General features: G+C 69.2%; 18 protein-coding genes. 10 read left to right on the forward strand and 8 right to left on the reverse strand.

The features are described from left to right. Positions 1 to 171: 171 nt before the first annotated feature. From PKF00_RS28540 to PKF00_RS28555, 4 genes are all read left to right on the forward strand, one after another. A complete protein-coding gene (locus PKF00_RS28540) occupies positions 172 to 972 on the forward strand; it encodes a single-stranded DNA-binding protein (protein WP_271220745.1) in 801 nt (266 codons plus the stop codon). Positions 973 to 2,446: 1,474 nt separating this feature from the next. Further along, positions 2,447 to 3,547 (forward strand): GGDEF domain-containing protein, encoded by a 1,101-nt coding sequence (locus tag PKF00_RS28545; protein WP_271220746.1) that lies wholly within the window; start codon positions 2,447 to 2,449, stop codon positions 3,545 to 3,547. A 26-nt stretch (positions 3,548 to 3,573) separates the two neighbouring features. After that, positions 3,574 to 5,238, forward strand: coding sequence for an energy-dependent translational throttle protein EttA (ettA, locus tag PKF00_RS28550; RefSeq protein WP_271220747.1), 1,665 nt, complete (start codon positions 3,574 to 3,576; stop codon positions 5,236 to 5,238). A 69-nt stretch (positions 5,239 to 5,307) separates the two neighbouring features. Beyond that, positions 5,308 to 5,751, forward strand: coding sequence for an acyl-CoA thioesterase (locus PKF00_RS28555; protein WP_271220748.1), 444 nt, complete (start codon positions 5,308 to 5,310; stop codon positions 5,749 to 5,751). Between the two features lie 430 nt (positions 5,752 to 6,181). On the opposite strand, the gene PKF00_RS28560 is transcribed toward PKF00_RS28555, so the two are convergent. The 4 genes from PKF00_RS28560 to PKF00_RS28575 form a co-directional block, all read right to left on the reverse strand. Then, complete coding sequence (locus PKF00_RS28560; RefSeq protein WP_271220749.1) at positions 6,182 to 7,711, reverse strand: glycoside hydrolase family 13 protein; 1,530 nt, start codon at positions 7,709 to 7,711, stop codon at positions 6,182 to 6,184. 30 nt (positions 7,712 to 7,741) lie between these two features. Beyond that, entirely contained in the window at positions 7,742 to 8,140 is a 399-nt protein-coding gene (locus tag PKF00_RS28565; RefSeq protein WP_271220750.1) for a globin, read from the reverse strand. A gap of 20 nt (positions 8,141 to 8,160) precedes the next feature. After that, positions 8,161 to 9,204 carry a mechanosensitive ion channel family protein gene (locus PKF00_RS28570; RefSeq protein ID WP_271220751.1) on the reverse strand — a complete coding sequence of 348 codons (1,044 nt, stop codon included), beginning with the start codon at positions 9,202 to 9,204 and terminating at the stop codon, positions 8,161 to 8,163. A gap of 714 nt (positions 9,205 to 9,918) precedes the next feature. Next, positions 9,919 to 10,203 (reverse strand): hypothetical protein, encoded by a 285-nt coding sequence (locus PKF00_RS28575; protein WP_271220752.1) that lies wholly within the window; start codon positions 10,201 to 10,203, stop codon positions 9,919 to 9,921. A 342-nt stretch (positions 10,204 to 10,545) separates the two neighbouring features. Here PKF00_RS28575 and PKF00_RS28580 point away from each other — a divergent pair, with 342 nt between their 5' ends. Both PKF00_RS28580 and PKF00_RS28585 read left to right on the forward strand, forming a co-directional pair. Beyond that, a complete protein-coding gene (locus PKF00_RS28580; RefSeq protein ID WP_271220753.1) occupies positions 10,546 to 12,111 on the forward strand; it encodes an NsdA family TPR-like regulatory protein in 1,566 nt (521 codons plus the stop codon). Continuing rightward, the gene (locus PKF00_RS28585) at positions 12,108 to 12,596 is read left to right on the forward strand and encodes a GNAT family N-acetyltransferase (protein ID WP_271220754.1); all 489 of its coding nucleotides are present in this window, start codon (positions 12,108 to 12,110) and stop codon (positions 12,594 to 12,596) included. The genes PKF00_RS28580 and PKF00_RS28585 overlap by 4 nt, the downstream gene beginning before the upstream one ends. A 276-nt stretch (positions 12,597 to 12,872) precedes the next feature. Here PKF00_RS28585 and PKF00_RS28590 read toward each other — a convergent pair whose 3' ends face one another. The 4 genes from PKF00_RS28590 to PKF00_RS28605 all read right to left on the reverse strand — a co-directional run bounded on the left by PKF00_RS28590 (position 12,873) and on the right by PKF00_RS28605 (position 16,861). Then, positions 12,873 to 13,904: an ABC transporter ATP-binding protein gene (locus PKF00_RS28590; RefSeq protein WP_271220755.1), complete on the reverse strand. Its 1,032-nt coding sequence runs from the start codon at positions 13,902 to 13,904 to the stop codon at positions 12,873 to 12,875. Beyond that, a complete protein-coding gene (locus tag PKF00_RS28595; protein ID WP_271220756.1) occupies positions 13,901 to 14,704 on the reverse strand; it encodes an ABC transporter permease in 804 nt (267 codons plus the stop codon). The genes PKF00_RS28590 and PKF00_RS28595 overlap by 4 nt, the downstream gene beginning before the upstream one ends. A gap of 85 nt (positions 14,705 to 14,789) precedes the next feature. Further along, positions 14,790 to 15,767 (reverse strand): ABC transporter permease, encoded by a 978-nt coding sequence (locus PKF00_RS28600; protein WP_271220757.1) that lies wholly within the window; start codon positions 15,765 to 15,767, stop codon positions 14,790 to 14,792. Continuing rightward, complete coding sequence (locus tag PKF00_RS28605) at positions 15,764 to 16,861, reverse strand: extracellular solute-binding protein (protein ID WP_271220758.1); 1,098 nt, start codon at positions 16,859 to 16,861, stop codon at positions 15,764 to 15,766. The genes PKF00_RS28600 and PKF00_RS28605 overlap by 4 nt, the downstream gene beginning before the upstream one ends. A gap of 334 nt (positions 16,862 to 17,195) precedes the next feature. On the opposite strand from PKF00_RS28605, the gene PKF00_RS28610 reads away from it, so the two are divergent. The 4 genes from PKF00_RS28610 to PKF00_RS28625 are packed head-to-tail and all read left to right on the forward strand — an operon-like array spanning position 17,196 to position 21,190. After that, complete coding sequence (locus PKF00_RS28610; RefSeq protein WP_271220759.1) at positions 17,196 to 18,644, forward strand: aldehyde dehydrogenase family protein; 1,449 nt, start codon at positions 17,196 to 17,198, stop codon at positions 18,642 to 18,644. A gap of 37 nt (positions 18,645 to 18,681) precedes the next feature. Continuing rightward, entirely contained in the window at positions 18,682 to 19,596 is a 915-nt protein-coding gene (locus PKF00_RS28615; RefSeq protein WP_271220760.1) for a CoA transferase subunit A, read from the forward strand. Then, positions 19,593 to 20,375 (forward strand): CoA-transferase subunit beta, encoded by a 783-nt coding sequence (locus tag PKF00_RS28620; RefSeq protein WP_271220761.1) that lies wholly within the window; start codon positions 19,593 to 19,595, stop codon positions 20,373 to 20,375. Before PKF00_RS28615 ends, PKF00_RS28620 begins: the two co-directional genes overlap by 4 nt. Then, the gene (locus PKF00_RS28625; protein WP_271220762.1) at positions 20,372 to 21,190 is read left to right on the forward strand and encodes a citrate/2-methylcitrate synthase; all 819 of its coding nucleotides are present in this window, start codon (positions 20,372 to 20,374) and stop codon (positions 21,188 to 21,190) included. Before PKF00_RS28620 ends, PKF00_RS28625 begins: the two co-directional genes overlap by 4 nt. The last annotated feature ends 69 nt before the right edge of the window (positions 21,191 to 21,259 follow it).

The following is a 21,259-nucleotide window of genomic DNA, read 5'->3' on the forward strand; positions in this document are numbered from 1 at the left end:
TGTTTTCCCCGCGTTGAGGACTGACAGGGCCTGCCGGGGCTGGTTGTCCACAGCTTTTCCGTACGGGCTCCCGTTGTCCCCAGAACGCGATTCGGCACTCTGGGCGACAGGCGGCGCGGGCCAGTGTGTCTTTCACACGCCGGGCATCCGCCCGTTCTCATGGGAGGCACGATGAACGACATCCACGTCACGCTGACCGGTAACGTCGCCGCTCCGCCACGCCAGCACACCTTTCCCGACGGCTCGCGGGTCACCTCGCTCAAGGTCGCCTCGACGAGCCGTTACTTCGACCGGGAGAACCAGCAGTGGTGCAACGGCGAGACGACCTACTTCGGTGTCCGCTGCTTTCGCGGGCTCGCCGACAACGTCGCCCAGTCGGTCCGGGTGGGCCAGCCGATCGTCGTGCAGGGACGACTGAGGATCCGTGAGTTCACCCACGACGGCGAGCGCCGCTTCATGCCCGAGGTGGAGGCGAACTCGCTCGGGCACGACCTGCGCTGGGGGCTGGGGAGCTTCAGCAAGCCGCAGCGGGGTGGAGCGGCCCCGGTGTTGGGCAGGGACCAGCGGACCGAGCTCGACAGGGAGACGCACGACTGGGCGATGGGCGGTGCCGCCCCCGCGGCGGACTTCGCGACCGTCCCCGTCTCCGTCACGGACTCCACCGTTCCGGATGCCTCCGGGGCCCTGGCCCCGGTGAGAGACGAGGTCGACGGTGAGACGGCCGAGACGACCGGGGGAGAAAGCGGCGCGGTGAGACGGGCCTCCGGCGGAGGGCGCGGTGCCAGGCGGGGCACACGAGGGGAGCACGGCGTGGCGGACCGCGACACGGTCCGCGAGACAGGTCACAGCGCGAGCCATGACGCGGATCATGGTCCGGGCCATGACGCGAAGGAGAGTCCGAAGGCCGGGCGAGGGCTGAAGCCCGGTGATGACGAGACGCCCTGGCCTGTGGAGGTGCGCATGGCCGCCTGAGGCCGAGGTCTCTGAAGCGGATTCCACCCGAGGGGTTTGCCTGAGGTGCCTGAGGTGGAGGTGTGTGAGACGGACACACCTGAGGCCGGCCTCTCTGAGGTGGACGTCTGAGGTGGAGGTTGTGAGACGGGGCGGCTGAGGTTGGGCTCTCTGAGGTGGAGGTGTGTGAGGCGGGGGCGGCTGAGGTTGGGCTCTCTGAGGTGGAGGTGTGTGAGGCGGGGGCGATTGAGGTTGGGCTCTCTGAGGTGGACATCTGAGGTGGACGTGCCTGACGCGGGGGTGGTTGAGGTTGGGCCCTCTGAGGTGGACGTTCGAGGCATACGTACCTGAGGCGGGGGCGGTTGAGCCGGACGTGCCTGAGGCGGGGGAGACCTGTGAGGAATGGGCGAAGGCTGTTCGGGGTGGGGTCTCCCGGACGGTTCTCCGCAGGAGGTTGTTCTAGAGACGATCCTCCAGAGAGCTGTCCTCTAGAGACGATCTTCCAGAGAAGGAGGCTGTCCTCCAGAGAGTCCGGAGAAGGAGGCTGTCCCCTCGGGAAGGAGGTGGTCTGTTCTGCTCAGGGGGCTTCGGGGGGTGTCCTGGTCAGGGAGCTGCGGCGTGCCCTGACCAGGGAGTGGGAAGAGCTGGGGGACGCACGTGCTTCAGGCGGGCTTTCTGGGATGGCCTTCCAGCAAAGCGGTCTCTGGGGTTCTTGTCTGGCCTGGAGGTCAGGGAAAACCCGAGGCCGCGGGAGAACCGGGCGAAGTCGAGGGGGAGGGGGCATCGGCCGTACATGGTTGGTGCCCCGCCCAGGGGGCGCGGTGGCGCCAGGAGAAGCGGGCCGATGGACTCGCCCGTGCCAGGTGCTGAAGCACCGTGCGGGTCCTGTCCTGTAGATCCTGCCTACGCTGCTGATCGACCGGGTGGTACGTCGCAGCCGGACGGTGCGTCATGGAGGGAGGGATCGCAGCCGGTTGCGGTGACCAAGACATCCCGGGGGTTCCCGCGGTGAACGCGGAGTTCGCGCAGCGTTTTCGCGGGGTGGGGTGGGAACGCCGCGAGATGCCGTCTGGGCGACCGCAGGGGGCAAAAGATCTAAGGGACAGGGCCTAGGTCCAGGTCACACCTCGCAGCATGGCTGCTCCTTTCCTACATGGTCCGCTCTCCGGGAAGGGCGGTCCCCAACAGTGAGTCACCTGATGAGTGGACCCACTCCGCCCAAGGTAGCGGTTCCCATCGCGCGGCGCACACTCCGCAACTATCGTGTTACACATCGTTAGTCGGAGAAGGGGACGACATGGCGGCACCCAGTCACACCTCGGTCAAATCACGCGACACCGTGACGACCCTGGCCGATCGGTGGCCCATCCTTGGGCAACGCCGTCCACTGGTTGTCTATCTTTGCGGCATCGTGGCCCTGGATCTCATCGCAATCGGGTTTTTCGCCGCATCGACTGATTTCCACTGGCACGACTTACTCACCTTCGTCGCGCTGATGGTCTGTGGCGCCGTCTGCATCGAGGCGACCCGCAGGCTCGGCATGCCCGCGGGCGTCTCCCGCGACCTGCTGTCCGCCTGGTGGCTGCCCGCCGCGTTGTTGCTGCCGCCTGTCTACGCCCTTCTGGCACCCATTCCGCTGCAGCTGCTGTTGCAGAAACGGGTGCGTGAGACGGTCGTCTACCGGAGGGTTTTCAGTTCGGCCGCCATCAGCCTGGCCGGATGCGCGGCCTCGGTGCTGTTCCACGCCGTGGTCGGCGACCTGGACGGCCTCACCGCGGGGGCGGGCGGTCCGATCCTCGTCGCCGTGGGCTGTGCCGTCCTGTTCACGGTGCTGAACACCGCGCTGATCGCCATCGCCGCCCACACCGCCGTTCCCGACACCCGCTGGCGGGAGGTGCTGTGGGACCGGGAGAGCCTGCTGCTCGACGTGGTCGAGCTCTGCCTGGGCGTCCTTGTCGCCATCGCGTGCGGGGTGAACCTGGCGCTGCTGGTGCTGGCCCTGCCGCCGGTGGTGCTGCTCCAGCGCAGCCTGCTGCACGCCCAGCTCCAGGCCGCGGCTCGCACCGACCCGAAGACGGGCCTGCTCAACGCGGCGGCGTGGCAGCGCGAGGCCGACACCGAGATCGTCAGGGCGCGCCGCACCGGGGAGACCCTCGCCCTTCTGATCGTCGACATCGACCACTTCAAACGGGTCAACGACACCTACGGCCACCTGGTCGGAGACCAGGTCCTGATCGGAGTGGCCGCCACCATCCGCAGCCAGCTGCGCGACTACGACGTGGTCGGCCGTTTCGGCGGTGAGGAGTTCGTCGTCCTGCTGCCGAGGGCCGACGTGACCGAGGCCCGCAGAGTCGCCGAGCGGCTGCGCTCCCGCATCGGGCGGATGGCCGTTCCTGCGGACGACAACATGGTCACCGTGACGATCTCCGCGGGGGTCGCGATCATGAGCATGCACGGCGACGACCTGATCGAGCTGCTCGCCGCGGCCGACCTGGCTCTTTACCGTGCGAAGGAGCTCGGCCGAGACCGGATCTGCCTGCCCGCAACGCCTGTGCCGCCCGCTCGGCGTCCCGGCCCGGAGGCCGCCCCTAGCTAAGCCCATCAGGCTCTAAGCTAGAAGGCATGCCGGAGTACATCTACACACTGCAGCGCGTGCGCAAGGCGCATGGTGACAAGGTCGTCCTCGATGACGTGACGCTGTCGTTCCTGCCGGGCGCGAAGATCGGCGTTCTTGGGCCGAACGGCACAGGAAAGTCGACGCTGCTGAAGATGATGGCGGGCCTGGAGCAGCCGTCCAACGGCGACGCCCGGCTCATGCCCGGCTTCACCGTCGGCATGCTCCAGCAGGAGCCCCCCCTCAACGAGTCCAAGACGGTGCTCGGCAACGTCGAAGAGGGCGTCGCCGAGACCAAGGCCATGCTTGACCGGTTCAACGAGATCGCCGAGCTGATGGCGACCGACTACAGCGACGAGCTGCTCGACGAGATGGGCAAGCTGCAGGACGCGCTGGACCACCGCAACGGGTGGGACCTCGACAGCCAGCTCGAGCAGGCGATGGACGCGCTCCGTTGCCCGCCGCCGGACGCCGACGTCACCCTGCTGTCCGGTGGTGAGCGCCGCCGGGTCGCACTGTGCAAGCTGCTGCTCGAGCAGCCCGACCTTCTCCTGCTCGACGAGCCCACCAACCACCTCGACGCCGAGAGCGTCCAGTGGCTGGAGTCGCACCTGGAGAAGTACCCCGGGACGGTCCTGGCCGTCACCCACGACCGTTACTTCCTGGACAACGTGGCCAACTGGATCCTCGAGCTCGACCGGGGCCGCTGCCACCCCTACGAGGGCAACTACTCCACCTACCTGGAGGCCAAGGCCGCGCGGCTCAAGCTCGAGGGCCAGAAGGACGCCAAGCGCAAGAAGCGCTTGGAGGAGGAGCTGGAGTGGGTCCGGTCGAACGCCAGGGCCCGTCAGACCAAGAGCCGGGCGCGTCTGCAGCGCTACGAGGAGATGGCCGCCGAGGCCGACAAGCACCGCAAGCTGGACTTCGAGGAGATCCAGATCCCGCCGGGCCCGCGTCTGGGAACCACGGTGATCCGGGCGGAGAAGCTCACCAAGGGCTTCGAGGACCGTGTCCTCATGGACAGCCTCTCGTTCGACCTGCCGCGTAACGGAATCGTCGGCATCATCGGCCCGAACGGCGTCGGCAAGACCACGCTGTTCCGGATGATCACCGGTGGCGAGACCCCGGACGAGGGCCAGATCGTCGTCGGCGATACCGTCAAGATCTCCTACGCCGACCAGAGCCGGGGCGGCATCGACCCGGCCAAGAACGTCTGGGAGGTCGTCTCCGACGGGCTCGACTACATCAAGGTCGGCCAGGTCGAGATGCCCTCGCGCGCCTACATCGCCGCGTTCGGGTTCAAGGGCCCGGACCAGCAGAAGAAGGCGGGCGTCCTGTCCGGCGGCGAGCGCAACCGGCTCAACCTCGCACTGACCCTGAAGCAGGGCGGCAACGTGCTGCTGCTGGACGAGCCGACCAACGACCTCGACACCGAGACGCTCTCCAGCCTGGAGAACGCCCTGCTGGAGTTCCCCGGCTGCGCTGTCATCACCTCGCACGACCGGTGGTTCCTCGACCGCATCGCCACCCACATCCTCGCGTGGGAGGAGGGCTCGAACTGGTTCTGGTTCGAGGGCAACTTCGCCGACTACGAGAAGAACAAGATCGAGCGCCTGGGGGCCGACGCGGCTCGCCCGCACCGGGTCACCTACCGCAAGCTCACCCGCGACTGAGACCGGTCTTCCACGGCTCCCGGTGCCCCACTGCGCGCCGGGAGCCGGCGGCTCGCTACCTTTTGGGCTGTGCTTGAACAGAGTGTGGCTGAGGCCGTGAGCGATACCCGCAGGCATGTGTTCCTCAGGGCCGTCAGATTCGCCGACGTCGACTCGCAGGGTCATGTCAACAACGTCAGGTTCTTCGACTACCTCGAAGACGCACGCCTGGAGATGTTCCACCTCGATCTTCACCGGGAGGGCGAGACGCCCTTCAGCGGGCTCGTGGTGGCCCGGCACGAGATCGACTACCGCCGTCCCCTCACCTTCCGCGCCGACCCGGTCAGGGTGGAGTCATGGGTGACCGAGATCAAGCCGGTGAAGTTCACCCTCGGCTACGAGATCCGCGATGACGAGACCACCTTCGTCCGGGCCCGCTCCGTGCTGGTGGCCTACAACGTCGAGCGGGCCACGCCGCGCAGGCTGGAGCAGCACGAACTCGACTACCTGGGACGGTTCCTGATCGCCGCATAGTGGCCTCGGAGCCATGGCGTGACCTTCGCCGCCAACGTCCACCGGACCGGACACCGCCGACAGACGCCGATCCGGGCCGTGGTGCCGCTCGCCGTACCGGCGTTGTGGGGCGTTCGAGGTCCCGTGGGTGGTCACCGTGCCGGGTGGGGGTGGGCCTGGGGGGCGGGGAGCGTCGCCGTTCGCGGTGTCGGCGCCGCGAGTCGCCGTGGGCCTGGGAAGTGGAGTGATCACCGCGCCACGGTCGCTTCGGAAAGCCTCTCCGGTGAGCCACGGCCGCTTCGAAGACCCTCTCCGGTGAGCCATGGCCCTTCGGAAAGCCGCTCCGGAGATGTGCGGCTGCTGAGAATCCTCCGGAGCTGTGCCGTCGCTGAGAGTCGGGCCGGGGACCTCCGCGAGAGATCCCCGGTTGTGGTGTCGGGGCGCGGGAAGGTCAGGAAGTGTGGAGCCAGGCCGCGGTGTCGGGGGGAAGCAGGTGACCGTCCACGGGGGCGCTGCCGATCAGGACACGGTCGTGCGGTGGAAGTGGGACTGGGGCGACGCCGCAGTTGATGACGCACGTCAGGGAGCCGCGGGTGAAGAACAGCGACTCCTCGGGGGAGTCCAGCCACGTGACACCGTCGGAGAGCGAGCCGCGCAACGCGCGGCGGGCGCGCAGGGCCTCCCGGTAGAAGCTCAGGGTCGAGCCCGGATCGCCCGCCTGGCGTTCGACGGTCAGCGCCGTCCACTCGACCGGCTGGGGCAGCCAGGGCCGCGCGCCGTCAGGCGAGAAGCCGTACGGCTCGGCGGCGCCCGACCAGGGAAGAGGCACCCGGCAGCCGTCCCGTCCCGGCAGCTTCCCCAGGGAACGGGCGAAGATGGGGTCCTGGCGGGCCTCCGGCGGAAGGTTCGTGACCTCGGGGAGGCCGAGCTCCTCCCCCTGGTACAGGTAGGCCGATCCCGGCAGGGCGAGCATGGCCAGCAGCGCGGCCCTTCCACGGGCGAGGCCCTTCGTGGAGTGGGGCAGCCCCTCGCCGTACCTGGTGACGTGACGGACCACGTCGTGGTTGGACAGCACCCAGGTGGGGGAGGTCACGGCGGCCAGGGTGTCGTCGACGACCTTGCGGAACGCCGTCGCCGACCATGGCGCCTCCAGCCAGGCGAAGTTGAAGCTCTGGTGCAGCTCGTCGGGGCGGACGTAGAGGGCGAGATCCTCGGCGGAGTCGGTCCACACCTCGCCGATGGCCATCCGTTCGCCAGGGTAGGAGTCGAGCACCTCGCGCCACCGCCGATAGACCTCGTGCACCTCGGGCCTGCCCCAGATCGGCGACTCCGCCTTGAAGGCCTGGTCCTCCGGGGGAGTGTCGGGAAGGCCTTCGGCTTTGTACAGGCCCATCGCCACGTCGATCCTGAACCCGTCGACCCCGCGGTCCAGCCAGAATCTCAGCACGTCGAGGAACTCCGAGTGCACCTCGGGGTTGCGCCAGTTGAAGTCGGGCTGCTCGGGGGCGAACAGGTGGAGGTACCACTTCCCGTCGGGCGACCTGCTCCACGCGGGCCCGCTGAAGGTGGACTGCCAGTTGTTCGGCGGCAGCTCCCCGCCGTCGTGGAAGATGTAGCGCTCGCGCCCGTCGCCCCGGAGCGCGGCCTTGAACCACTCGTGCTCGGCGGAGCTGTGGTTGGGCACGATGTCCACGATCACCCGCAGACCGTGCGCGTGCGCCTCGGAGACGAGGGCGTCGAAGTCGGCCAGTGTGCCGAAGAGCGGGTCGACGTCACGGTAGTCGGCCACGTCGTAGCCGCCGTCCGCCATGGGGGAGCGGTAGAAGGGGGTCAGCCAGATCGCGTCCACGCCGAGCTCGGAGAGGTACGGCAGGCGCTGCCGGATGCCGGTCAGATCGCCGACGCCGTCTCCTGAGGCGTCGGCGAAGCTGCGAACATAGATCTCGTAGACGACGGCGTCACGCCACCAGGGGGTTTCCATGTGCAATGGGCTGCCCCCGCCCGGCGAGGTTTATGCGTCAGGCGCGTTGACCATGCTGTGCGCGGCGTAGACGAGGTAGTCCCACAGGCGCTTCTCCAGCTCGTCGGGCAGCTCCAGCGAGGCGACCGCGTCGTGCATGTGCCTCAGCCACGCGTCGCGCTCGGCCGAGCGGATGACGAACGGGTTGTGCCGCATCCGCAGGCGCGGGTGCCCGCGCTGCTGGCTGTAGGTGTTGGGACCGCCCCAGTACTGGATCAGGAACAGACGGAGCCGCTCCTCGGCCCCTTCGAGGTCTTCCTCGGGATAGAGCGGCATGAGCAGGGGGTCTTCCACGACGCCTTCGTAGAAGCGGTGGACGAGACGGCGGAAGGCCTCCTCGCCGCCGACGGCGTCGTAGAAGGACTGGGGTTCCTCGGGGATCGCGGACACGCCTCCAAGCCTAAGCGACGTCAGCCGGCGATCGGGATGGAAGCCTCGTCCAGCGCCGACTTGACCCGGACGCGAAGCTCCCTGGCGACCTCGGCCTGCCGGGAGGGGATGGTCTTGGCGCTGACCCTGAAGACGACGGCCGTTCCGGAGATCTGCTCGATTCCCCAGACCTGCGGCTCCTCCACGATGACCGAGTCGCGGAAGCCGGTGTCCTGCCACAGCTCCTCGACGACTTTCTTGAGCAGCTCACGGACCACGGGGACGTCGGCGGTGTAGGCGACCGGAACGTCGACCGTGGCGCGGGACCAGCCCTGGGACTCGTTGCCGACGCGGGTGATGGTGCCGTTGCGGACGTACCAGACCCGGCCGTCGATGTCGCGCAGCCTGGTGATGCGCAGGGTGACGGCCTCGACGGTGCCGATCGCGGCGCCGGCGTCGATCACGTCGCCCACGCCGTACTGGTCCTCCAGCAGCATGAACATGCCCGCGATGAAGTCCTTGACGAGCTCCTGGGCGCCGAAGCCGATCGCGACGCCCAGGATGCCGACGCTGGTCAGCAGGGGGGCGATGGGGACGGACATGCGTTCGAGGATGGTCAGGACCGCGGTGCCCAGGATGACGATCGAGGCGATGTGCTTGAGCACCGACCCCATGGTCTCCGCCCGCTGCCTGCGCCGTTCGGCCACGATGGCGTCGAGGCCGTCGAGGGCGGGCGCGTCCTTGCCGCGCAGCCGTCCCGCCAGGGACGGCCTGCCCGAGGACGCCCGCTGGACGACTCGGCCGATCAGGCGGTGGGCCACGTTGCGCAGCACCAGCCCGATGGCCGCGATCAGCATGATGGCGAGCAGCCCCGCGATGAGAGCCGCGACGAAGGGGGCCCACGCGGCGGGCAGGACGGTCTGCACGACCTCGCAGATTACCCCACCCTGCTGTCCGCACGCCCCGTTCGTTATGCCCGTGCCCATGTCGACGAAGTTCAGCCAGTTGGGCAGGACCGACGGTGACGGGGTGGCGCTGGGGGTGACGGTGGGGGTCGGGGTGGGCGAGGGGGCGAGCAGGAACACGGAGTGGATCCCTCCCGGATCGGTTCGGTCGACAAAGGGGGGTAAGTCGGACGACCTACCTATATTGCCGACCGAACCGGCCGTCGTCACATCACGCCGGGGAGGACGGGACCGTTCTGGCTCTGGGCCGCGGGGGCGAGCCGGACGGTCCGGTGACGGGCGGCCCGGACGGGGCACGCACCCGGAAGCGTGTCCCGTGCCGTTCCAGGGGGGATCCCTCCGATCCCCGTCCGGGCGGACCCGGACGGCGGCTTGTGGGCGCGCCGGCGACCGGCACGCGTGCTCTTCGCCGAGGTCGTGTCCTCAAGCGTTTCCCGGGCCCGTGGTTCGAAGGGGTTCGCGGTTCCGGGGGGGGGAGGGGGCGCAGGACTCACGATCGCGAGCGCGGTCGCCGATGGTCGCGGTCTCCGGGGCTTGCGGTCCCGGGTTCCGAGATCCGGGGGCTCGCGGTCTCAGGCGTTCGCGGTTTTCGGGGTTCGCGGTTTTCGGGGGTTCGCAGCCCCGGGAGCGCCGGAGGCGGAAGGCCGCGCGGCGCCGTACGGGACGCGCGTGGACCCGAGGTCGGTCCCGGCGTCGTTTCCTCGGCCCGTCTCGGAGCCGACGGGGTGACCAGCGTCCGAGGACGCTCCGCACCGGTCACCCCGCCGACTCCGTCGAGCCGCGGTGGCACGGCGGACCGGATGGCTGCGACCCCATCCGGTACGCCGCTCTACCTCATTCCCCCACCGCGGCGAGCACCCGGGCGACCTTGGTCGCCGCGCCGGCGGGGTCTCTGACCGTGTGCATCCGCTCTCCCCAGGACCACCAGTAGTACCAGTCGCGGTGGCTGGGGGCGGCCTGCGCGCGGCAGGTGACGTTCTCCGCCAGGCTGGTCGCGTTCGGGTTGATCACACGGACGAACGCGCGGCCCGACTGGGTCCGCACCACCCTGGCGTGCAACCCGCGAGCGTCAAGTTCTGACACCAGCCGCTCCAGGTGCCCGAAGTCGTCTTCCCCCACCTCGTCCCTCCTCTTGGATTCAGTCGATCCCTCGCCGAGCCGTGTCCGCTCGGTTACCCGAATCGGTGCTGGTTGGCCAAAGATGACTCACCTTGCCCGATGGGTCAATGTCGGCTTGACCAAGATCAGGATGTGCATTGTCCCAAGTAGGTTGAAAGAAACAGTCCATTGGAGGACGATCCTTAGCCGGTGACTTCATTCGCACGTTCCGAATGAGCCAATCGTGGTCCATCATTCTCCATAGGCACAGTGCGATACCCGAATCACACTGGGTCAACGGGGAGAGGACCGGTCGGGACAGGCGTGCCAACCAGCCCAGCTGGCCGCGAGAGAGGGGCCGGTATGTCCGGCAGGCAGCACAGGGAGACGGAGTTAGCGCGACAGGTTCGCGCGAAGGGCCTCGCCGCCGGGCGCAACCCGGCTCAGATCGCCGAAGAGATCCATGACGCGTGCGGCCCGCAGTTCGGGACCACGCGTGTCAAGGCTCACCGTCTCGCGCACGGTGTCGCGCTGGCCGACGTGATCGAACAGATACGGGCACTGTTCGATCGCGACGGCAAGGCGGCTCCGGGAATCGGGGAGACGCTCCTGTCCGCATACGAGAGCGGGCTGAAACGGCCTGGACCCGAATACCTCCACTACCTGTGCTCCGCCTACCGGGTCGAACCGGTCGCCCTCGGCTATGACGGCCCGTGCATCTGCGGCCATGGCCACAGGCTGTCCGGTGCCGTCCGAGGCGATCTCCAGGATGGAAGAGCCGACACTTCCCCTGGTCCGCGCGAGTCGCTGATCTCATCGATCGGCGGCGACCCTTCGGCGGACGGGAGCGAGGAGGACGAGAACGTGTTACGGAGGACGCTTCTACAACTTCTGGCGGGCACCGGAACCGGCGTCGTGCTGGACGCGCAGGTGCTCGGATCGGTGGAGAGCATTCGAAGAAAGATGGACGAGACCCTGGTTTCCGCCACCGTCTCGCCCGCGATGCTCGACCAGTGGGAGGAAGCCACGATCGGCTTCGGCCGCCAGTACATGAACACGCCGCCGCTGCGGCTGCTCTGCGACGTGATGCTGGAGTTCAGCGCCGTGCGCAAGGCCATGGAGCGACGACAGCCGGTTGACCTGCAGGAGCGGCTGTGCCGCATGGCGGCCCAGCTCGCGGGCCTCAGCGGCATGATCATGGTCAACCTGGGGGACCACAGGCAGGCCCGGGCCTTCTTCAGGACCGGCAGGATGGCCGCCGACGACACCGGGGACCGCGCGCTGAGGGCCTGGGTCATCGCCAGGGAGGCCCTGGTCCCGCTCTACTACGGGGATCCGCGCGAGGCGCTCAACCTCGCCAGGAAGAGCCGCGACCTGGCGGGCCAGACGCCGTGCGCGGCCCAGGCCATGGCGCCCGTCGTCGAGGCCCGTGCGCTCGCGATGCTGTCGGGGGCGGGCAAGAAGGACGTGGTCGACCAGGCGAAGCGGGCGCTGTCGCGGGCCAGGGCGGCCTTCTCACAGATGGCCGCGGTCGACCAGGACGACGCGACCTTCGGCTACACCGAGCGGCAGCTCTACTTCCACCAGGGCGACGCGCTGGTGAAGCTGGGGCAGGCGATGGAGGCCGACCTCATCCTGGAGCAGGCGCTCACCAAGTACGGCCCCGGCGACTGGCTCGATCCGACGTTCATCAAGTTCGACCGCGCCAAGTGCAAGCTCCTGGAGGGCGACGTCGACGAGGCGCTGGCCATCGCCAAGGCCACGCTGGCCGGGCTGGGAGAGGGGTGCAGGCCCGACATCCTCATGCAGCGCGCCCATGAGGTGGCCAGAGACGTGGAGGCCAGGGATCCCCACCATCCCGAGCTCAAGCTCTACCAGGAGGCGTTGCGCGCCGCGCCCGCTGCGGAGCCGACACTGGGGGATGCATGAGGATCCGGCGTTACCGCTGGTCCGACCTCGAGTCCGTCTGGGCGCTGCACCAGATCTGCCTGGCCCAGGTCGGTCTCGCCCCGGGGGACGGCGTTTACTACGAGGACGACTTCCCCCGGATCAACGAGGTCTACCTCGCGGACCGGGGGGAGTTCCTCGTGGGGGAGCTCCCCGGCGGGCGGGTCGTCGCGATGGGCGGGCTCCGTCGCGTCGACCAGGAGAGCGCCGAGATGTGCCGCATCCGGGTCCATCCGGAGTTCCAGCGACGCGGGTTCGGCGGCCGGATGGTCGCGGAGCTGGAGAGACGGGCGGCCGAGCTGGGCTATCTCCGGTTGTGCGGGGACACCACGCTGAACCAGCCCGCCGCGATCGAGCTCTACCGCAGGCACGGCTGGTGTGAGACCCGCAGGGAGGAACGCGGGGAGCACATTGTGATTTATATGGAGAAAGATCCGATTTCAGCTATGTCCACTCTGATTAATTAAAGTGAATTAAGCTGATTTGTGGCGGGGCGTTGCAGTTTGGTGGAATGCCGGAATAATTTTCCTTCGTACCCGTAGTCGTTTTTCAGGGAGGGTACGATGAAGAAGATCATTGTCCACAAACCCGGCACCACCAGGCTCAGCGGCGTTTCCAGCGTCATCCACAAGGGATGAGGAGGCGCTCGGGCCGCCCCCGGCGATCGCACGGGTCCCTCGCGCCTCCTGGCGGCCGGACACCGGCGGTCGGCCGGGCCGACCGGGCAGGCTGTGGCGTTCCGGTCAGGCGGGGAAGACCTGGACGTGGCCGGGGTCCACGCTGAGCCGTACGGCGTCGCCGGGGGACAGCGACGCGGCGGCGCGGGAGGGAAGGTCGGCGAAGACGGTCGCGGGTGAGCCGTTGACCTCGGCCTGGACGTAGACCCGGGTGGTGGCTCCCAGGAAGACCGTCACGTCGACGAGCGCGCGGGCGCCGGGACCCTCACGACGCAGCGAGACGTCCTCGGGGCGGAACATGCACAGCACCCGCTCCCACGGAGCCTCGACGTCGAAGGCGCCGCCCGCCGTCACCCGCCCTCCGCTCGTGCGCAGCTCGAGGGTGTTGCGGTTGCCGACGAAGCCCGCGGCGAACCTGGTCGAGGGGGCCGTGTAGATCTCGGAGGGGGCGGCGCACTGCTCGATGTCCCCGGCGTTCATCACCGCGACCCGGTCGGAGATGGCCAGCGCCTCCGCCTGGTCGTGGGTGACGAAGACGGTGGTGATGCCGACCTGGTGCTGGATGCGGCGGACCTCGTCGCGCAGCCGGTGACGCACCTGGGCGTCCAGTGCGGACAGCGGCTCGTCCAGCAGCAGCACCTCGGGGCGGGGGGCCAGCGCGCGGGCCAGCGCGACGCGTTGCTGCTGGCCGCCGGAGAGCTGGTTGGGAAGCCGGTCGCCCTGCTCGGACAGCCCGACGAGCTCCAGCATCTCCTCGACCCGCTCGGCGACCCCGGTCTTCGTCTCCCGGCGCACGGTCAGCGGGAAGCCGATGTTGCCGCGCACGGTCAGGTTGGGGAACAGCGCGTACGACTGGAAGACCATGCCGATCGGCCGCCTGCGGACCGGGACGCCCGTCATGTCGACGCCGCCGATGGTCAGCCGTCCCGAGTCGAACGCGGTGAGACCGGCGACGCAGCGCAGCAGGGTGGTCTTGCCGCAGCCCGAGGGGCCGAGCAGGGCCAGCATCTCTCCCTGCTCCACGCTGACGCTCACCCCGGCCAGTGCGACATGGCCCGCGTAGCGCTTGGTGACGTCCTCGAGGACGACGTGACTCATCGCAGAGTCCTTCCGATAGTGCTCACCCTGCCGCGTCCGAGGCGGACGACCAGGGCGGAGAGTGCGAACAGGAACCCGAAGGTGAAGATCGTGACGACGGCGAGAGCGTTGGGGTCGCCGAGGGTGCGGGAGACGAACTGGCGGGCCGACCAGATCGGCAGCGTCTCGAACTTGGCTCCCACCAGGATCTTGGCGAGCGCGAACTCGTTCATCGCGGTCGCCACGACGAGCAGCGCGCCGGAGACCACGCCGCCGCGGATCGCCGGGAAGATCACCCGGGTCAGGGTCTGCACGGGGTTCGCCCCGCAGGTCGCCGCGGCCTCGCTGAGCCGTACGGCTCCCGCCGCGATCAGCGAGCCCTCGACCGCCCAGTACATGAACGGGAAGGCGATGGCCGCCGTCGCCGCCGCGAGCAGCCAGAACGTGCCGAAAAGGCCGGGGGCGAACGAGGCGGTGACGAGTTGGAGGCCGGCTCCCACGACCACCCACGGGACGGCGAACGGGATCACCGCGATCGTCTGCACCACCGACCCGATCCTCGGGTTGTGGACCACGGACCAGTAGGCGGCGGGCACCACGAGCAGCACGTCGACGACCACGACCACGGCGGACAGCAGCAGGGAACGCAGCAGCGCGGACGTCACGTCCGGTTTGCCGAACACGCCGATCCAGTGGTCCAGGGTGTAGCCGTCCGGCAACGGGGTGTCGGTCCAGCGGGTCGCGACGGAGTACAGCAGGGCCGCCAGGAGGGGCAGCCCGAAGTAGAGGCCGAGGAGGCCGAGGAAGATCCGCCTTCTCATGGGTTCCGCACCGTTTCCCGTCCGTCTTCTCGTTCTGGCCGGCCGTCCCGCGGACGGTTCCGCGCCGGTCGCTGGGTCTTCCCGGTCACAGCCACCGCTGTGCCCGCTTCAGGGAGAGCCGGTAGAGCACGGTCGTGCCCGCGGCGAGGAGCATGAGCAGCACCGACAGCACCGCGGCGCGTTCCAGGCCGAACACCGAGGACTCCAGCGTCGCGCCGATCTGCAGGGTGATCAGCTTCTGGCTGCCGGGGCTCGCCGCGACCGCGTAGGCCACCGCGTAGACGCCGATGGTCCAGGTGAAGACGAGCAGCCACCCCGCGATCACGAACGGCGCCAGCACGGGGACGCCGACGTGGCGCCAGAACTGCCACCGGGTCGCGTGGCAGACCGCCGCGGCCTCCTGCCAGTCGTCCTTGAGCACGCTCAGCGCGGGAAGGGTGAGCAGCACGAACATCGGCACGTTGAAGTACAGGTAGACGATGTTCATGCCGGTGAACGAGCCGGTCGAGGGGAAGGGGTCCTCGATTCCGAACAGGCCGCCGAGGATCAGGGTGAGCATGCCGGTCGAGCCGATCAGCGCGACGAAGCCGAAGGCCAGCCCGATGCCGGCGAAGTTGGAGGCCACGTTCATCAGCGACAGCCAGAAGGCACGGCCGCCGAGACGCATCCGGGTGATCAGCCAGGCGGCGGGGGCGCCGAGGAGGGAGGCGAGGGTCGCCTGCACCACCCCGAGCCCGAGCGAGCCCGCGACGGCCTGCCGGTCCACCGGGTTGTCGATCACCCGCAGGATGTTGTCGAGGCCGTAGCCGCCGCCGCGCAACGCGAAGGTGTCGTTGACCAGCCTGGTGGCGGGGAGCACGAGCATCACGAAGGTGAACGCCAGCAGAGGGAGCGCCGGCGCCCAGTTCATGAGGATCCTCCTGGTACGGCCGACGCCCCCCGAGGAGACGACGTCTCCACCGGGGGCGGGTGATCCCCGCCCCCGGGCGGGGTCCGGGCGGGTGCCCGCCGGGGGCGGGAGGAGGGCTCCTCCCGCCACGGGCTCAAGGATGTGTTCGGTCACGCGAGAACCTTGGCCTCCCAGTCGGCGACGATCCGCTCGGGGTTGACCTTGGTGATCTCGATCTCCTTGACGGCCGAGTACGCGGCGTCGGGCAGCCAGTTGGCCTTGGCGTCCGCGGGCAGTTGCAGGTCCCCGTTGAGGGAGCGGATGGGCCTGGCGCCGAACTTGGCGAACAGGGTCTGGGCCTCGTCGGACAGGACGTAGTCCAGGAAGCCCTTGAGGAAGTCGCCCTTGGCGGTGTTGTACCTGTTGACGATCAGGCCGGACGGCGACCAGACCGAGCCGTCGCTGGGGATGATCACTTCCACGTTGACGTTCTTGGCCTTGAGGGCGTTCTTCTGGGCCAGGCCGTTGAAGTCGTAGTTGATCTGGATCGGGGCCTCGCCCTTCTCCAGGGTCTCCTCGCTCATCTTGACGTCGCTGAGGTTGCCCGCGTCCTTGAGCTTCTTGAAGTAGTCGTAGGCCGGGCTGAGGTCGTCGACCGAGCCGCCGTTGGCGACCGCGGCGGCGACGACCATGGCCTGGCCGGTGCCCGAGGAGGTGGGGTTCTTGGTGGCGATCATGCCCTTGTACTCGGGCTTGAGCAGGTCGGCCCAGCTCTTCGGCGGGTTGGTGACCTTGTCGGTGTTGACCACGAAGGACGGCACGCCGACGAAGGTGGCGACCCAGCCGCCGTCCTTGGCCTTCTGCCAGTCCTTGAGCCTGCTCGCCGAGGGCGGGACGTAGGCGGGGACGACGCCCTTGGCCTCCGCGACGGGGCCCCACATCAGGCCGATGTCGCTGGCGGTGCCGACCGGGTTGCTCTTCTCCGCGTCGATGCGCTGGATCTCCTCGGCCGAGGACATGTCGGTGTCGGCGTGCTTGCAGGCGCCGCCGTGCTTGGCGCAGAAGGTCTTGACGACCTCGCCGTAGTTGGCCCAGTCGGGCGCGAGGCCGTACGTGGGAAGGTCGGCGCCCTGCGCGGCGATCTTGGACTCATCCGGAGCCGCGGCCCAGTCGTAGTCGCCGGACGCCGTGGCGGAGCCACCGCAGGCGCTGAGGGAGAGCATGGCCAGTACGGTCGCCGATGCCGCCCGCAAGCGGAGGTTTCGCATAGAAAGTGCCCTTCTGGGAGTTTTACGCAGTGAACCATGGCGTTTGTCGGTCCTGGCTGGGCGACATTCAGCCCACCGGCTTGTTTCGATCAGATGAATTCATGGTTAACGCCATTTGGTGGCCATTTAGTGGCGCTTTGGCGGACGAAGACCGCGTCTTGCCGAATGTCTAGCCCAATGCAGGGGCGTGGCCAACGCGTCATTTGTTGATCGGGCCCATAGGTAAAGCGCTATAGCCCCTGTCTATCGGAGGCATCGGATAAATCCCCCTTGTGAGAGGGAAGCACGCGCGGTGAGGCTGGCCACTGACAGACGCACGGTGGAAAGGAATCCGATGGAGAGTCGCTACCTGCTCAACCATGTAGGCGGCCGGTGGCGCCCGCCGGAGAGCGGGCAGACCCGGCCCAACATCAACCCGGGCGACCTGTCCGACCGCGTCGGAGACTTCGCCGAGTCTGGCGGAGCCGACGTGGACCTCGCGGTCGAGGCCGCGGCGGCGGCGTTCCCCGCCTGGAAGGCGCTGGGCCCGATCAGGCGGGCCGAGTACCTTCGGGCCGTCGAGCGGCTCATCGAGGAACGCGCGGAGGACTTCGCCCAGGCGATCACCCGTGAGCAGGGCAAGCTGCTGAAGGAGGCGCGCGGCGAGGTCCGGCGCGCGCTGGCCATCCTCGACTTCACCGCGGGCGAGGCCCGGCGGCTGAACGGCGAGACCACCCCGGCGGAGGAGTCGAGGACCTTTTCCTACACCTTCCGCTCCCCGCTCGGGGTGGTCGGCCTGATCACGCCGTGGAACTTCCCGCTGGCGATCCCCATGTGGAAGGTCGCCCCCGCCCTGTTGTCCGGCTGCACCGCGGTGTTCAAGCCGTCGCCGTTCACCCCGCTGAGCGGCGCGCTGCTCACCGAGGCCTTCGTCGACGCCGGGCTGCCCGCCGGAGTGCTCAACCTCGTCCAGGGCGACATCGCGGCGGGCGAGGCGCTGGTCGCCGACGAGCGTGTCGCGGGCGTCAGCTTCACCGGCTCCCTGCCCGTCGGCCTGGCCATCCACACCGCGGGCGCGCCCCGCCTGCTGCGCACCCAGCTCGAACTGGGCGGCAAGAACGCGGTGCTCGTCCTGGCCGACGCCGACCTCGACAGGGCGGTCCAGGCCACGGTGTTCGGCGCGTTCGGCCAGTCGGGCCAGCGCTGCAGCGCCACCTCCCGGGTCATCGTGGACGTGCGCGTCAAGGAGGAGTTCCTGGAGCGCCTGGTCGAGCGCGTCTCGGCGCTGAGGGTCGGCATCGGCGCCGACACGGGCGCCGACGTCGGCCCCGTGGTCAGTGAGGCCCGCATGAAGGCGTGCCTCGAGGCGGTCAGGTCCGCCCAGGAGGCCGGAGCCAAGGTCGCCGTGGGCGGCGGACGCCACACGGAGGGCGTGCCCGACGGCTGCTACGTCCAGCCCACCGTGCTGCGCGACGTGCCGTGGAACAGCGAGATCGCCCAGGAGGAGATCTTCGGCCCGGTGCTCTCCGTGATCGACTGCGACGGATTCGACGACGCGATGCGCATCTCCAACTCCGTCAGGTACGGCATGAGCGGCACGATCTTCACCTCGGACATGTCCAGGGCGTTCGAGGCGCTCGAGCGGTTCGAGGCGGGCATGCTGCACGTCAACAGGCCCGGAGTCGGCGCGTACGCGCACCTGCCGCACATGGGCTCGAAGATGTCACAGTTCGGCCCGCCCGAGTGCTCCCCGCAGGTCTGGGACTTCTACACCGAGTGGAGGTCTGCGTGCATCGGCTACTGAGCGCGCCGAAGGCGCACGTCAGGGCCGTGAGGCGGCGATGACGGCGACGACAGGGAAGGTGACCGGCGCGGCCGAGGCGGTCGCGCGTCTCGTCACACCGGGCGCGGTCGTCGGCATGGGCGGGCAGAACATCAACCGCTGCCCGATGGCCCTGGTCCACGAGGTGATCAGGCAGGGGATCGGCGAGCTGACCGTGGTCGGCTGCAACCTCTCGCTGCCGCTGGACATGCTGGTCGCGGCCGGGCTCGTGGCCAGGACCGAGCAGGGCACCGGAAATCTGGAGCGGTACGGCACGCTGTTCGCCTGGCGGCGGGCGGTCGAGCGAGGCGAGGTCGGCGTGGGAGACCACAGCCACCTCGCCATGGCCACCCGGTTCGCGGCGGGCGCGCTCGGCCTGCCGTACCTGCCGACCCGGAGCCTGCTCGGCACCGACCTGCTCGCCGACATGGTGGCGGCCGGTTACGCCAGGCAGGACGTCGACCCGTGGAGCGGCGTTCCCGTGGTTCTGCTGAAGGCGATGATCCCGGACGTGGCGATCATCCATGCGAATCGCGCTGATATTTCGGGAAACGTGGTTATTGAGGGGGTCACCTCGCACGAGGTGGACATGGTCAGGGCGGCCAGGGCGACGATCGTCTCGGCCGAGGAGATCGTCCCCGAAGGGACCTTCGCCGACCGGCCTGAGCAGGTCACGATCCCCGAGGCCTACGTCTCCGCCGTGGTCGAGCAGCCGTTCGGCGCCTTCCCCACCTCGGTCTACCGCGCCTACGACTTCGCCGAGTCCGAGATCAGGGAGTACCAGGCACTCGGCCGGGCCGGCGACGAAGAACTGCGCCGCTGGCTCACCGCCAACGTGCACGCGGGAACCGACTTCGACGCCTTCCTGACCGCCCGAGACCCGGAAGGCTCGCTCAGGGCGCGGCTGACCGACCAGATGAGGAGCCTCGTTTGACGACCCCGGCCCTTGAGGCCCTTCCACGTGAGCTGCTCGTGGTCGAGGGGGCACGGCAGATCAGGGACGGCGACCTGGTGATCGTCGGGACCGGTTTGCCGCTGCTCGCCGCGACGCTGGCCCAGCGCACCCACGCCCCGGGAGCCAAGCTCGTCATCGAGTCCGGCGTGATGTTCCCCCGGGTCGTGCCGACCCCGGTCTCGGTCGTCGACCCCCGGCTGATGCACGGGGCCTCCCGGCACGGCTCCCTGTTCGAGGCGCTGGGCGGCCTGGTCCAGCGCGGCCTGGTGCGGACGGGCTTCCTCGGCGGAGCCCAGGTCGACGAGTACGGCAACATCAACTCCACCTGGGTGCCCCGCTCGAACGGGGAACGGATCCGGCTGCCCGGCAGCGGCGGCGCCAACGACATCGCCAGCCACTGCCGCCAGGTCGTCGTCCTCACCGACCACGAGCGGCGCCGTTTCCCCCGCCGCTGTGACTACGTCACCAGCCCCGGCTTCCTGTCGGGGCCGGGAGCCCGCGCCGAGGCCGGGCTGCCGCCGCTGGCCGTCAAGGTCGTCACCGACCTGTGCGTCATGGAGGCCGAGGACACGGCCCTCGCCGTGACCGCGCTGATGCCGGGCGCCACGGAGCGGGCCGTACTGGACAACACCGGATTCGTCCCGGAATTCTCCCCCTCCCTCACCACCGTCGCCCCGCCGGCCCCGGAGGACCTGCGCCTGCTGCGCGAGGAACTCGACCCGGCGTGCGTCTACTTCCCCGAAAGGAAATCCCGTTGACCGACAAGAAGCCGTTCGCCTGGGAAACAGCCATCGCCTGGAAGAACAAGGACCGCATCGTCGTCCGCGGTTACGACGTCAACGAGCTGACCGGCAACATCTCCTTCGGCGAGCACTTCCACCTGGTGCTCAGGGGTGAGCTGCCGACGCCGGAGGTCGGCAGGATGACCGAGGCGATCATGGTGAACATGGCCGAGCACGCCATGTCGCCCTCCTCGGCCACGGTCCGCTTCGCCACCTCCGGCGGCGCCGAGCTCAACTCCGCGGTGGCCGCGGGCGTCGCCGGCATCGGCCGCCTGCACGGCACCGCCGACCGTCCGGCCGAGCTGTTCCTGGCCGTGGCGGAGCGGGCCGGGCGCGACGGGCTGAGCGACGCGGAGGCCGCGGCCAAGGTCGTCGCCGAGATGCGCGAGCGTCGCGAGCGGATGCCCGGGTTCCACCACGCCCAGCACATCCGCGACCCGCGTACGGCCCGCCTGCTCGGCCTCGCCGACGAACTCGGCGTCTCGGGCCGTCACGTGGCCATCGCCCGCGCGATGGAGGAGGCGACCGACGACGTCTTCGGCCGCCGTATCTGGATCAACGGCCCCGGCGCGATGGGATGCGTCGGCCTGGACATGGGATACGAGCCACTCCAGCTCAAGGCCCTGTTCATCGTCTGCCGCTCGCTCTCGCTGTGCGCCCACTCCATCGAGGAGGCCACCAGGGAGAAGGGCTGGCGCGCCTCCTCCAACTCGCACATGGTCCAGCCGCTCGACCTGTCGATGCAGGGCCCCGACAACTACGACGGCCCCGCCGACCGCTCCCTCTCCTAGCGCGCGACCGGGAACGCTCACCGGGTCGCGCGCCGTTCGAAGGCGCCGATGGGCGGCGCGAAACCCGGT

Source organism: Streptosporangium carneum (assembly GCF_027922005.1).
GTDB classification, from domain to species: Bacteria; Actinomycetota; Actinomycetes; order Streptosporangiales; family Streptosporangiaceae; genus Streptosporangium; species Streptosporangium carneum.